The organism is Nocardioides sp. Root190 (genome assembly GCF_001428565.1).
In the GTDB taxonomy this organism is placed as follows: Bacteria; Actinomycetota; Actinomycetes; order Propionibacteriales; family Nocardioidaceae; genus Nocardioides.
Genome location: NZ_LMIA01000010.1, coordinates 909,929 through 922,209, shown reverse-complemented (window position 1 = coordinate 922,209; position 12,281 = coordinate 909,929). Strand labels below are relative to the sequence as shown.

Here is a 12,281-nt window from a genome sequence, read left to right as displayed (position 1 = left end):
AGTCACGCCCGTGGTCACCGACCACAGCCCATCACCACCAAGGCTGCATGCCAAGCCTCACAGTCTCGAGACGGCCGCGGGCGGCCTCCTCGACCAACGAGTCACGACAGCGCGACCCAGGCGTGGGCAGGAGAGGTACCCCGGAACGGGTCCCCGTTGGTCGAGGAGGTCGCGCAGCGACCGTCTCGAGAGGTGGTGGGTCGCTGCCGGTATTCACCTCGGGCGGGCGGGTGCATCACGGCCAGGGGTCTCGAGACGGCCGCGGGCGGCCTCCTCGACCAACGGGTCATGACAGCGCGACCCAGGCGTGGGCAGGAGRGGTRCMCCGGARCGGRTCCTCGYTGGTCGAGGAGGTCGCGCAGCGACCGTCTCGAGACCTGGCAACCCGGTGCCGGAACTCGTCCACGGGCAAGCGAGTGCACCACGGCCAGGGGTCTCGAGACGGCCGCGGGCGGCCTCCTCGACCAACGGGTCATGACAGCGCGACCCAGGCGTGGGCAGGAGAGGTGCACCGGAGCGGGTCCTCGCTGGTCGAGGAGGTCGCGCAGCGACCGTGGTCTCGAGACGGCCGCGGGCGGCCTCCTCGACCAACGGAGGTCGACAGCGCGACCCAGGCGTGGGCAGGAGGGGTACCCCGGAACGGGTCCTCGTTGGTCGAGGAGGTCGCGCAGCGACCGTCTCGAGACCTGGTGACCCGGTGCCGGAACTCGTCCACGGGCGGGCGRGTGCACCACGGCCAGRGGTCTCGAGACGGCCGCGGGCGGCCTCCTCGACCAACGAGTCACGGCGCGACCCAGGCGTGGGCAGGAGGGGTACCCCGGAACGGGTCCCCGTTGGTCGAGGAGGTCGCGCAGCGACCGTCTCGAGACCTGGTGACCCGGTGCCGGAACTGGCCCGTGGACACCCGGGTGCACCGTGGTGGGCGGCCTCCTCGACCAGCGGAGGTTGACGAGTCCCGGCCACCACGGCCAGGTGTCAGAGGAACTGCGTCGGGTCGAACTCGTCGATCGGGATGATCCGGACGCGCGGGAGGCGTTCGTTGAAGGCGTGCACGTCGTACTCGAGGTCGAAGATCTCCAGGCCGCGCGGGATCAGCTGCGTGAAGGCGCTGTTGCGGAACTCGGTGAAGCCGACCAGGCCGACCCGACGGCCGTCGAGGACGTCGGTGACCTGCTCGACGAAGTCGCCGTCGTTGCTGACCAGCACGACATCGCTGTCACGATTCTTCAGCTCCACCAGCGTTCGCTGGATGGCGATGTCGACGACCTTCTCGTTGGGGCCGCCGGACAGGGGGATCGGCCGGTAGCCGATCGCCAGCAGGGCCTGCACGAAGGACATCGGCAGCTCGCTGTTGGCAGCGAGGAAGAACAGGCCGTTGGCGGGCTGGCCGAACTGGCGCTCGACGAACTGGAGCAGCCGTTCCCAGCGGGGGCGTTCCTCCGGTCGAGGCCGCCGGCCCAGGATCGACGTGCCCAGTGTCGCGTCGAGGTTCTCCCCGTCCACCAGGACGTGGGTGGTCCGTGCGATCTCGCCCATGAGGGCACAGTAGTCCGCCCGTCCGTGGAAGGGTGGCCGGATGGGTCTCCGGCGTCGTCTCGTCCTCACCGCGACCGCAGCCCTGCTCGCCGGGTGTGGTGCGGACGCGCCCCCCGACCAGTTCTCGACACCCCGCCCGACACCCAGCCCGACGGACACCCCGACGCCCACCCCCACCGAGGAACCGGCGCTGCGCCTGGCCATCGACGCCTCCCACCACCAGGGCGCGATCGACTGGCCCCGGGTCGCCGACGCCGGGGTCGCGTTCGCCTACCTGAAGGCCACCGAGGGGACGGGCTTCGTCGACCCCAGGTTCGCCGAGCACCGGCGGGCCGCCACGCGGGCCGGCGTCGAGGTCGCCGGCTACCACTACTTCCAGCTGTGCACGGACGGCACCGCCCAGGCGGAGCACTTCCTCGAGGTGCTGGGGCCCGGCGTCGGCGCGATCCCTCCGGCGCTCGACCTCGAGCTCGCCGGCAGCTGTGCCGAGCCGCCTCCGCGTGCCGAGCTCCTCGCGGAGGTCCGCGAGTTCCTGGACGTCGTGGACCGCAGCGCGGGCGTGCCCACGCTCGTCTACCTCTACCCCGAGCTCGAGGACCGGTTCGGGTTCGCGGACGACCTCGCCGATCACCCGCAGTGGGTGCGCCGGCTCGGCGACCGGGCTCCGCGACGGGACTGGGCGGTCTGGCAGTACGACGATGCTGGCTCCCTGCCGGGGATCTCGGGCAGGGTGGACCTGAACCGGCTCAAGGAATCGATCGTCACCGAGGAGCGTTGAGACCACCATGTCCACCATCGACCTGACCGCTGCGACCTTCGAGCAGACGGTGCTCGACAACGAGATCGTCTTCGTCGACTTCTGGGCGTCGTGGTGCGGCCCGTGCCGCAATTTCGCCCCGATCTACGAGGCCGCTGCCGAGCAGCACGGTGACCTGGTCTTCGCCTCGGTGAACACCGAGGAGGAGCAGCAGCTCGCCGCTGCCGCCAAGGTGAGCTCCATCCCGACCCTGATGGCCTTCAAGAAGGGTGCACTCGTCTTCTCCCAGGCGGGCGCCCTGCCCGCGCCTGCGCTGCAGCAGGTCATCGACGCGGTCCGCGACTTCGACGTCGAGGCAGCGACCCCCTCCGATGGCTGAGGCGCTCAGCCCGGGGGTGCAGTTCGGGCTCGACACCTTCGGCGACGTCACCCTCGACCCTGACACCGGAGACCGCGTCCCCCATGCGCAGGTCATCCGCAACCTCCTCGCCGAGGTCGAGCTCGCCGACCGCGTCGGCGTGGACGCGATCGGCATCGGCGAGCACCATCGTGACGACTTCGCGGTGTCGGCTCCCGAGATGGTGCTCGCGGCCGCCGCGACCCGCACCGAGCGGATCCTGCTCGGTACGGCGGTCACGGTGCTCAGCTCCGACGACCCGGTGCGGATCTACGAGCGCTTCGCCACCCTGGACGCCCTGTCCGGTGGCCGCGCCGAGATCACCCTGGGACGCGGCTCGTTCACCGAGTCCTTCCCCCTCTTCGGCTACGACCTCGCCGACTACGACCGGCTGTTCAGCGAGAAGCTCGACCTGTGGGCCGCCCTCCAGGGCGAGGGCCCGGTGACCTGGACCGCCGGCGAGCTGCGCGCTCCCCTGCGTGACGCCCGGATCTTCCCGACCACCGAGCGCGGCTCGATCCCGACGTGGATCGGCGTCGGCGGCTCTCCCGAGTCCGTCGTCCGCACGGCCCGCTACGGCTTCCCACTCATGCTCGCGGTCATCGGCGGCGACCCGGCCCGCTTCGCGCCGTACACGGACCTCTACCGTCGCGCGCTCACCGAGCTCGAGCAGCCCGACCTCCCCATCGGCGTCCACTCGCCCGGCTTCGTCGCCGACACCGACGAAGAGGCGCGCGAGCTGCTGTACCCGCACTTCAAGGCCAACCGCGACCGGATCGGCGCGGAGCGCGGCTGGGGTCCGGTCACCCGGCAGCAGTACGAGTCCGAGGTCGACGAGGGCTCGCTGTACGTCGGTTCACCGGAGACCGTCGCGCGCAAGATCGCCTCGACCGTGCGGACCCTCGGCCTGCAGCGCTTCGACCTGAAGTACAGCAACGGGTCGATGCCGCACCCGCAGCTCCTGCGCAGCATCGAGCTCTACGGCACCACCGTGATCCCTCGTGTCCGCGAGCTGCTGGCCCAGGCAGCGGTCAGCGCCTGAGCGTCGACCCGTCCAGGTCGACGGTGAGGAACAGGTCGACGAGCGCGTCGACCAGGTCGTCGCGCTCGGCGGGGATGTCGCCGCGGAGCACCGCCCCGATCGCGTGGGCCGCTCCGCCGATGAGGAACTGCGAGCGCAGCAACAGCCCGGTCGGCAGGCCCTCGGCTCCCGAGCCCGGATCCCCGCTGGACGCGGTGGCGGCGAGCATCCCGGTGAACCGGCTGCTCTCGGCCAGCACCCGCGGGCCCAGGACCGGTGAGGTGATCGACTCGATCAGCGCCACCCGGCCCTTGCGTGGATCCTCGAGGAAGATGTCGACCATCTCGGCGAGGACGGCGCGGGTCTGGGCCGTCGCGTCGTCGCCGGCCGTGGCCAGCGCGGCGAGCGCCCGGTCGGCTGCCTCCGCGGCGATCTGGTCGAAGACCGCGAGCTGGAGGTCCTCGATGCCCTCGAAGCTCTCGTAGAAGTAGCGGGCCGCGAGGCCGGCTGATTCCGACACCCCCCGCACGGTGGTCCCGGCGAGCCCGCGCTCGCCCATCAGGTCCAGCGCCGCGTCGAGCAGTCGGGTACGACGCTCCGCTGCCCGTTCGGTGGCGTCGAGTCCGCCGTACCTCCGGGCACCTTCGCTCATGACCAACATCTTGACACAACCGTTGACAGATGGGTGCAATGTATCTGTCAACGCACGTTGACTGTTGTCGAAGGAGTCACCGTGACCGTCGCCCCCTGGCATCCCTCCCAACCGCACCACGAGCTCGCCGCGGACGTCCGCTGGTGGATGGGTGCGCCGGCGGCCTTCGCCCTGTTCGGCCGACTGGCCCTGGACCAGGTCGCCTACCGCGAGGTCGCGGCCGCCGTGGACGCCAGCGGCCGGTTCGCGGAGAACTTCACCAACCGCGGGATCCGGAGCGGCCTGTGGGGGCCGCTGCTGCTCTTCGGGGACGACGCCGACCGCCGCGCCAGCGCCGACCACCTCAAGCAGCTGCACAGCCACGTGCACGGCAAGGGCAAGGGGCACTTCGAGGGAGAGCGCTACAGCGCGCTCGATCCTGACCTGTGGAAGTGGGTCGGCACGACCAGCATGCTGATCTTCTACACGGGCTACGTCACGACGTACGGCGCCTCCCTGGACGCCGAGCAGCGCGAGGTCGTCTACCGCACGGTGCTCCACCTCAGTGACTTCGACCTGCCCAGCGAGCGGGCCCGGATCCCCGACACCGTCGCCGAGGTGGAGGCCTACTACGACGAGGTCGCCGCCACCCGGCTGGCCGACAACGAGTTCCTCCAGTGGGCCAACGCCCGCTTCGACGACCTGCCGGTGCCGACGCTGTTCGGCCCGCGCTGGGTGCACGTGCTGCTCACCCCGGCATGGCGGGTGCTGACACCGGTGCTGACCCGCCCCGCCAAGGTGTGCGCCGAGAAGGCGGCCCACCCCCGCATGCGCGAGCTGCTCGGCGTGCGCTGGACGCGCCGCCGCGAGCAGGAGTTCCGCGTGTACGCCGCCGCGATCCGCGGTGCTCGGCGCTGGCTCCCGAAGTGGCTGGTCCTCGACCCGATGGCCTGGAACCGCTTCAACTACGAGCGGCTGCGCGCGCTCTACGCCAAGCCGCAGCTGACGTCGTTCGCCCCGCCGAAGTGAGCGGCAGACACCCGACAACGTCGTTCGCCCCGTCGCAGTAGCGCTTTGCTGCGACGGGGCGAACACCCGTTCGTGGTCACTCGGTGACCTCACCCGGGTTCGTCAGGAGCCCTCCTCGTCGAGACGGGAGGGACCCCTGACCACGGTCAGGCGGAGTGGGGACGCCTCACCATGACAAGCCCGGCGCCCATGAGCACCAGGAGTGCCCCCAGGGGCACCAGCATCCCGACGGGTCCACCGGTGTTCGGCAGGCCGCCCTCCTCGATGACTCCACCGATCTCGCAGTCATCTGCGGTGTCGGCGGTGGCACCGGTCTCGTCGCACTCCTCGACGGGGGTGCACGGGTCACCGTTCTCGTCGACGGCGTCCGGGTCCGTGGTGTCACAGACCTCCGAGGCGACCTCGCCACACATCTCGAGTGCGTCGAAGTCCTCGACCGTCTGGCCCTCGCCGAGCTGCTGCAGGATCGTCACGATCGAGTCGCCAGCGGCGTACTCGAACGGGAACAGGCCCAGGAAGCCGTTGGTCAGCGCCTCCAGCTCGGACACGAGGACCACGGTGCCGGCCGGAGCCAGCGCCGCGCGGGGAGCGATCTCGACGTCAGCCGCGTAGACGCACGCCACGTAGACGGCTTCCTCGGGGCACTCGACGCCGGAGTCCGCCGGGAGGGGGTAGAGCAGGGACTCGAGACCACCGGGGAACTCGTAGCCGGGCTGCGCCTGCAGCACGACGTCGCCGTTCTCCAGGACGACCGCGGTGTACTCGTCGGTGTCCTCCACCGCCGGGAACACGATGTTGTCCGGGCCGCACGGGTCGTTCGGCTCGATGGCCGGCGGGTCGATCTCCTCGAGCGGGCAGTTGACGAGCTCCTCGTCACCCGGCTGCTCGTTGCCGATCGCGTAGCGAAGGGCGATGGAGTCCTGGGCGTCAGCGAAGATGCCCGGGAAGTTGCCGTCCCAGCCCTGCGACAGTGCAGCGTTCTCGCTCACCACGATGATGTGGTGCGGGACGCCCGGCGGGGTGCCGACGTACTTGCAGACCACGATCTTCTTGGCGTCCTCCGCAGCACACGCGACGTTGGCGTCCACCGGGGCGGGGTACGTGTACGACGACTCGCCACCCTCGAACTCGAAGCCGTCCTTGGCGGTCAGCGTGACGCTGAGGTCCGCGTTGACGGTGACGGTGTACTGCTCGGTCTCCGGCGTCGCCGGGTAGGTCGCGTTGGCCGGACCACACGGGTCGTTCGGGACCAGGTCCGGCGGGTCGATGACGATCGGCTCCGGCGGCTCTTCCTCGTCGTACCCGGGGCAGTTGACGAGCTCCTCGTTGCCGGGCTGCTCGTTGCCGATCGCCCAGCGGATGGCGATCGAGTCCTGCGCGTCGGCGAACGTCCACGGGAACGTCACCTCGTCCCAGTCCTTGATGGCGCTCTTGCTGACCACGATGATGTGGTGCGGCTTTCCGGGAGGAGTGCCGACGTACTTGCAGACGACGACCTTCTTGTTCGTCGCGGGCGCAGCGGCCTCGAACTCGGCGGCCTTCGGGGCGCTCTCCGACACCTGGGCGGCGCCGTCATCGGCACCGTCACCAGCGGGAATGACGTCCTCGGGGACCTCCTGCGGCGCGGCTGCCTCCTCGACCTCGGGCTCGGGGGCCTTCTCGGGCTCGGGCGCCGGCTCCGGGGCCTTCTCGGGCTCGGGGGCGGGCTCGGGGGCAGGGGCGGGCTCGGGGGCAGGGGCCGGAGCCGGGGCCTCGACCTCGCTGGACGCCGGAGCGTCACCGCCGGTGCCGGCGTCGTCGGCGTAACCCGGCGCCATGATGGTGGTCAGCGCCAGGAGCGCGACCGGCACGGTCAGCGCGATGCGCTTCCCGAGCCCGGTGGAGCGGCGCGTGCGCCGCGATGACAGGTTCATTTCGGGAGTCCCCACTTGTTCTGTGCCGTACCCACTGCACGGCGATCGGACGATTGGAGGGTGGGCACCGACGTCCGAAAACCAGCGAAGGGAGCGCCGACGCGAAGCGGTCGCAATTGCTTGCGACCCCCTAGTCGTGCACTCCCTTTCCTGACCACACCCCACGTGCAATCAGGCCCACTTCGAAGGCTAGGCGCCTTTACTCGACGACGCCGCCGAATGCCGCCGTTTGCCGACCCGCTATTCCGATGGTTGACACGGGTGCCCCTCCGCCGGGGAGGAGAGGCACCCGAGCACGGTCAGGCGGTGTGGGGCCGCCTCACCATCACCAGCCCGGCGCCCAGGAGCACGAGGAGTGCTCCGAGCGGTACGAGCATCCCGGCGGGACCACCGGTGTTCGGGAGGGCCTCGACCACTCCGCCGACCTCGTCGTCGGGCGTGACGCAGAGGTCGCCGTTCTCGTCCACCGTGTCGGCATCGGTCACGCCCTCGCAGATCCCGGCGACCTCGCCGCAGAGCTCCACGGCGTCGAAGTCCTCGATGCTCTGGTCCAGCTCGAGGAACTGTCGGATCTCGACGATGTTGCCCTCGCTGTCGACGTACTCGAACGGGAAGACCTCGGCGAAGCCGTTGGCGATGGCGTCGAGGAAGTCGACCAGCGTGATCAGGCCGAGCGCGTCACCGGGAGCCCGGGCAACCAGTCGGGTGACGCCCGGGTCGGCGTCGGACGGGTAGACGCAAGCAAGGAGTGCGCGGACCTCCGGGCACTCCTCACCCGAGTCGAGTGCCGTGTGGACGACCTCGGTGGTGCCCTCCTCGTCGAACACATTGCCCTCGGTGGCGGTGATCGTGATGACGGTCATCGCCTCGTTCACCGACACGACGTAGTCGTCGGTGCTGACCGGGACGTCGCCCTCCGCGAAGAACGCGTTGTCAGGACCGCACGGGTCCGTCGGGTCCGGTGCGCCCGGAGCAGCCACGATGCACGGCTCTCCCGAGTCCACCGCGGTGTGGACGACCTCCGTGGTGCCCTCCTCGTCGAACACATTGCCCTCGGTGGCGGTGATCGTGATGATCGTCCTCGCGTCGTTCACCGACACGACGTAGTCATCGGTGCTGACCGGGACGTCGCCCTCCGCGAAGAACGCGTTCGCCAGACCACAGGGATCCGTCGGGTCCGGTGCGCCCGGAGCAGCCACGATGCACGGTTCACCCGAGTCGAGAGCCGTGAAGACCAGCTCCGTGGTGCCCTGCTCGTCGAAGACGTTGCCCGCGGTCGCGGTGAGCGTGATGACCGTGCTCGCGTCGTTCACCGACACCAGGTAGTCATCGGTGCTCGCCGGGATGTCCGCATCGGCGAAGTAGGCGTTCGCCAGGCCGCACGGGTCCGTGGGGTCAGGTGTCGGTACGTCGATCAGGCACGGCTCTCCCGAGTCCACCGCCGTGAAGACGACCTCCGTCGTACCTTCCTCGTCGAACACGTTGCCCGGCGTCGCCGTGATCGTGATGACCGTCCTCGCATCGTTCACCGACACCAGGTAGCCAGCGGTGCTGGCCGGAATGTCGGCGTCAGCGAAGTACGCGTTGGCCAGGCCACAGGGATCCGTCGGGTCCGGTGCGCCCGGAGCAGCCACGATGCACGGCTCTCCCGAGTCCACCGCGGTGTGGACGACCTCCGTGGTGCCCTGCTCGTCGAACACGTTGCCCGGCGTCGCCGTGATCGTGATGACCGTCCTCGCGTCGTTCACCGACACCAGGTAGTCATCGGTGCTCGCCGGGATGTCGGCGTCAGCGAAGTACGCGTTCGCCAGACCACAGGGATCCGTCGGGTCCGGCTCGGCCGGCGGCGCCACGATGCATGGGACACCGGAGTCCACAGCCGTGTAGACGACCTCCGTGGTGCCCTGCTCGTCGAACACGTTGCCCGGCGTCGCCGTGATCGTGATGACCGTCCTCGCGTCGTTCACCGACACGACGTAGTCGTCGGTGCTCGCCGGGATGTCCGCGTCAGCGAAGTAGGCGTTCGCCGGACCGCACGGGTCCGTCGGGTCCGGCTCGGCCGGCGGCGCCACGATGCAGGGCACTCCGGAATCCACTGGCGCTGGATAGAGGTACGTCGGGAGGTCGCCCGGGAAGAGGTAGCCGTCGGCGGCCGTCAGCGTGATGCTGCCGTCCGGGTTGATGTCGACGGTGTAGTTGCCCGGCGGCACGGGGCCGTAGGCGGCGTTCGCCGGACCGCAGGGGTCGTTCACGGTGAGGTCGGGTGCCACGACCAGGCCCGGCGGGACGTACGGCGGGCACAGCTCGTCGATCATGCCGGCGACGTCGTTGGTGTTCTCCCCCTCGTACGCGTAGCGGGGTGCGATGGAGGCGCCCTGCGCGTCGCTGAAGAACGCCGGGAAGGTTCCCGGGACCCAGTCGGCCGGGAGCGTGTTGATCGAGGAGATGTTGACCGTCTGGGCCTTCTCACCGATCTCGGGGGTCGCGGAGTACTTGCAGATCACGACCTTCTTGGTGTCGAAGGCGGCCAGCGCCACGACGGCTGCCTCCTTGACCAGGCGGGCACCCTTGCGGGCCTCCTCGCCGGCGGGTACGACGTCGTCGGGGATCTCCTGCGGCTCGACCGCAGCCTCGTCCTCCACCTCGGGCTCGGGCTCGGGGGCCGGCTCCGGTTCGGGCTCCGGGGCCGGCTCCGGCTCGGGGGCGGGCTCCGGCTCGGGGGCGGGCTCCGGCGCGGGTGCCGGTGTCTCCGCCTCGCTGCTGGCGGGCGCATCGCCGGTCCCGGGACTGTCGGCGTCATCGGCGTACCCGGGCCCGACCGAGGTGGTCAGGGCCAGCAGTGCGACCGGAAGAACGAGCGCGACGCGCTTGCTCCAACCAATGGTGCGGCGTGAACGCCGCTGTGAAGGCTTCATGGCGTACTTCCCCAGGATTCTTGATCGCTCGCACCCACCGCGCGAACGCCGAAGGCCCGGCACGCACCGGCGGCAGATGGCCGGCGATACAGAACGCGACGCGTGGAGAGACCCGTCTTCGAGGCTAGGAATCTTTGCCTGCAGCGTCCACGAAATCTGCGCGAACTGTCACTTCCGATGCGTCCCCGGGATCAGGACAGTCGGTCCTCGGGACCCTTCGGCAGGAACTGCTCGGTGAGCATCGGCCACGCGTGGTCGATGAGCTCCTCCATGTCGAGGTGCGTCGCCCGCTGGACGTAGGGCTTGGAGAGCTCCGTGTCGAGCACCTTGAGCAGGAACCGGCGCAGCTCGCCGTCCAGGCCAGCGATCTTGCGGATCATCGCGCCGCGGCGGGTGTCGGTGCTGAGCTCGAGACCGATCTGGTCCTCGCGGGGCGTCTGCAGCTCGAGCCGCAGCTTGAGCGGGTCCTCCGTGTGCACGATCAGCACCAGGGGGACGACGACCTCGGCGTTGAAGGTCAGCCGGTCGAGCGGCAGCTCGAGGTGGAACACCACGCTGATCGGGAGATCGATCGCGTAGGCCAGCAGGTCGCCGGGGATCTCCGTGCCCGTGGTGGGGTGGTACCTGCCCACGAAACTCACCGAGGCGAAGGTCCGGCCGGGGCCGGCGCCGATCGGCCCGAGCGCGATCTGGTCGCCGAGCACCTGGTCGACAGTTCGCAGGATCCGGTCCTTGTGCAGCACCCGGCGCACCCAGTGGACGCCGAAGCTCTCGTAGGAACCGGGCGCGGGCACCACGGGGACCGGCGGCCCCTCGATGCTCCCCACGTCATTCACCATGTCGTCCACCATGTCGACCACGGCTCCCCCTCGCTCCCGTCGCCACGCTCCCACGACGAGAAACCCCGCGTCAGCACTGACGATTCTCCACCATCGTGCCGCATTCCGTGGTCGGGGTGATGCACATCGCCCCGGCGGACGGTCCCGAAGAGTCCTCTCCTCGCCGGGGTGCGTGCGAGAATCGCCCTTTGCCGATGACAGGAGCCCCCGGATGTCCACCGAGGCCGCTGCCGTGCGCTATCCCATGCCGACCGTGATCAAGACGGCCGACATCCTGGCCAAGGGTCTGCTCGTCCTGCTGCTGCTGCTCGCACTGGTCGACCCCGACGGCAGCAACCTGCGCAACAAGGCCGCCGAGGCACGCGCGATCGGCTACCCCTTGGCGTCGTTCACGATCCCGATGATCTGGTTGCTGGTCTGGAAGGAACGCGCGTCGTTCCCCTGGCTGCCCGACCTGCTGGTCACGCTCACCTGCTTCACCGACATCCTCGGCAACCGGATGGACCTCTACGACAAGATCGTCTGGTTCGACGACCTGATGCACTTCGCGAACACCGGCCTCATCGCCGCAGCGGTGATCCTGCTGACGCTGCACCGCACCGCTCCCCGCTACCGCGTCGTCGAGCGTGCGCTCGCCGTCGGCGCGACGGCGGCGATCGCCTGGGAGGTCGCGGAGTACTACGCCTTCATCAACGGGCACGCCGAGCGCGCCTTCGCCTACACCGACACCCTGAGCGACCTCGGCCTCGGCGTGATGGGCTCGGTCGTCGCCGCGCTGGTGATCCACGCCCTGTGGAGCCGCGGCCACCTCTCCGAGACGGCCCCCCAGCTCGAGCACAACGGGCTGCGCTGACCAGACCGCGCTGACCCGATCGCGCTGACCAGACCGCTACCAGGACTGGACGGCGGACGGGTCCGCGCCCACACCCAGCTCCGCGGCGGCCGCCGAGATGGCGCGACACAACGCGACGTCGGCCGTGGTCAGCGACCTCGTGTCGTGGGTCGAGAGGCGCACCTCCACGACGGCGTACCGGAGGATGACGTCTGGATGGTGGTCGGCCTCCTCGGCGAGCCGGCCGATCTCGTTGACCAGGCGGAGCCCGGTCGCGAAGTCCCCCGTGCGGAACAGGCCGAACGCCTGCTCCTCCAGGGCCCTCCAGTCCCCGAGACCCTCCTCGTTGCTGAACTGCGCAGCGCTGACGACTTCATAGTTGCGGCCCATGCACCGAACCTACGCCGCTAC

General features: G+C 70.0%; 11 protein-coding genes. 5 read left to right on the top strand and 6 right to left on the bottom strand.

Annotation, left to right across the window (positions count from 1 at the left end):
- Positions 1-975: 975 nt before the first annotated feature.
- On the bottom strand, positions 976-1,536 hold the full coding sequence (locus ASE01_RS17190) for an NYN domain-containing protein (protein WP_056754644.1): 561 nt from the start codon (positions 1,534-1,536) through the stop codon (positions 976-978).
- 40 nt (positions 1,537-1,576) lie between these two features.
- Here ASE01_RS17190 and ASE01_RS17185 point away from each other — a divergent pair, with 40 nt between their 5' ends.
- The 3 genes from ASE01_RS17185 to ASE01_RS17175 are packed head-to-tail and all read left to right on the top strand — an operon-like array spanning position 1,577 to position 3,732.
- The gene (locus tag ASE01_RS17185; protein ID WP_056754642.1) at positions 1,577-2,314 is read left to right on the top strand and encodes a glycoside hydrolase family 25 protein; all 738 of its coding nucleotides are present in this window, start codon (positions 1,577-1,579) and stop codon (positions 2,312-2,314) included.
- 7 nt (positions 2,315-2,321) lie between these two features.
- Positions 2,322-2,672 (top strand): thioredoxin, encoded by a 351-nt coding sequence (trxA, locus tag ASE01_RS17180; protein ID WP_056754639.1) that lies wholly within the window; start codon positions 2,322-2,324, stop codon positions 2,670-2,672.
- Entirely contained in the window at positions 2,665-3,732 is a 1,068-nt protein-coding gene (locus ASE01_RS17175) for an LLM class flavin-dependent oxidoreductase (RefSeq protein ID WP_056754635.1), read from the top strand. The genes trxA and ASE01_RS17175 overlap by 8 nt, the downstream gene beginning before the upstream one ends.
- On the opposite strand, the gene ASE01_RS17170 is transcribed toward ASE01_RS17175, so the two are convergent.
- Complete coding sequence (locus tag ASE01_RS17170) at positions 3,722-4,363, bottom strand: TetR/AcrR family transcriptional regulator (RefSeq protein WP_056754630.1); 642 nt, start codon at positions 4,361-4,363, stop codon at positions 3,722-3,724. The genes ASE01_RS17175 and ASE01_RS17170 overlap by 11 nt on opposite strands.
- Before the next feature lie 81 nt (positions 4,364-4,444).
- On the opposite strand from ASE01_RS17170, the gene ASE01_RS17165 reads away from it, so the two are divergent.
- Positions 4,445-5,371, top strand: a complete 927-nt coding sequence (locus tag ASE01_RS17165) for an oxygenase MpaB family protein (protein WP_200958871.1) — start codon at positions 4,445-4,447, stop codon at positions 5,369-5,371.
- Positions 5,372-5,517: 146 nt separating this feature from the next.
- On the opposite strand, the gene ASE01_RS25035 is transcribed toward ASE01_RS17165, so the two are convergent.
- The 3 genes from ASE01_RS25035 to ASE01_RS17150 all read right to left on the bottom strand — a co-directional run bounded on the left by ASE01_RS25035 (position 5,518) and on the right by ASE01_RS17150 (position 11,059).
- Positions 5,518-7,284, bottom strand: coding sequence for a hypothetical protein (locus ASE01_RS25035; protein ID WP_056754626.1), 1,767 nt, complete (start codon positions 7,282-7,284; stop codon positions 5,518-5,520).
- Positions 7,285-7,583: 299 nt separating this feature from the next.
- Complete coding sequence (locus ASE01_RS17155) at positions 7,584-10,199, bottom strand: hypothetical protein (protein ID WP_056754625.1); 2,616 nt, start codon at positions 10,197-10,199, stop codon at positions 7,584-7,586.
- Positions 10,200-10,390: 191 nt separating this feature from the next.
- Complete coding sequence (locus ASE01_RS17150; RefSeq protein ID WP_056754623.1) at positions 10,391-11,059, bottom strand: hypothetical protein; 669 nt, start codon at positions 11,057-11,059, stop codon at positions 10,391-10,393.
- A 190-nt stretch (positions 11,060-11,249) separates the two neighbouring features.
- On the opposite strand from ASE01_RS17150, the gene ASE01_RS17145 reads away from it, so the two are divergent.
- Positions 11,250-11,891: a hypothetical protein gene (locus ASE01_RS17145; protein WP_056754620.1), complete on the top strand. Its 642-nt coding sequence runs from the start codon at positions 11,250-11,252 to the stop codon at positions 11,889-11,891.
- A 36-nt stretch (positions 11,892-11,927) separates the two neighbouring features.
- Here the strand turns inward: ASE01_RS17145 and ASE01_RS17140 are convergent, their stop codons facing one another.
- Positions 11,928-12,260, bottom strand: coding sequence for a 4a-hydroxytetrahydrobiopterin dehydratase (locus tag ASE01_RS17140; RefSeq protein ID WP_056754618.1), 333 nt, complete (start codon positions 12,258-12,260; stop codon positions 11,928-11,930).
- Positions 12,261-12,281 lie beyond the last annotated feature (21 nt).

Excerpts from the sequence above, each read along its gene's own strand:
- ASE01_RS17190 (WP_056754644.1), bottom strand. The coding sequence starts at position 1,536 with ATGGGCGAGATCGCACGGACCACCCACGTCCTGGTGGACGGGGAGAAC.
- ASE01_RS17185 (WP_056754642.1), top strand. The coding sequence starts at position 1,577 with ATGGGTCTCCGGCGTCGTCTCGTCCTCACCGCGACCGCAGCCCTGCTC.
- trxA (WP_056754639.1), top strand. The coding sequence starts at position 2,322 with ATGTCCACCATCGACCTGACCGCTGCGACCTTCGAGCAGACGGTGCTC.
- ASE01_RS17175 (WP_056754635.1), top strand. The coding sequence starts at position 2,665 with ATGGCTGAGGCGCTCAGCCCGGGGGTGCAGTTCGGGCTCGACACCTTC.
- ASE01_RS17170 (WP_056754630.1), bottom strand. The coding sequence starts at position 4,363 with ATGAGCGAAGGTGCCCGGAGGTACGGCGGACTCGACGCCACCGAACGG.
- ASE01_RS25035 (WP_056754626.1), bottom strand. The coding sequence starts at position 7,284 with ATGAACCTGTCATCGCGGCGCACGCGCCGCTCCACCGGGCTCGGGAAG.
- ASE01_RS17155 (WP_056754625.1), bottom strand. The coding sequence starts at position 10,199 with ATGAAGCCTTCACAGCGGCGTTCACGCCGCACCATTGGTTGGAGCAAG.
- ASE01_RS17145 (WP_056754620.1), top strand. The coding sequence starts at position 11,250 with ATGTCCACCGAGGCCGCTGCCGTGCGCTATCCCATGCCGACCGTGATC.
- ASE01_RS17140 (WP_056754618.1), bottom strand. The coding sequence starts at position 12,260 with ATGGGCCGCAACTATGAAGTCGTCAGCGCTGCGCAGTTCAGCAACGAG.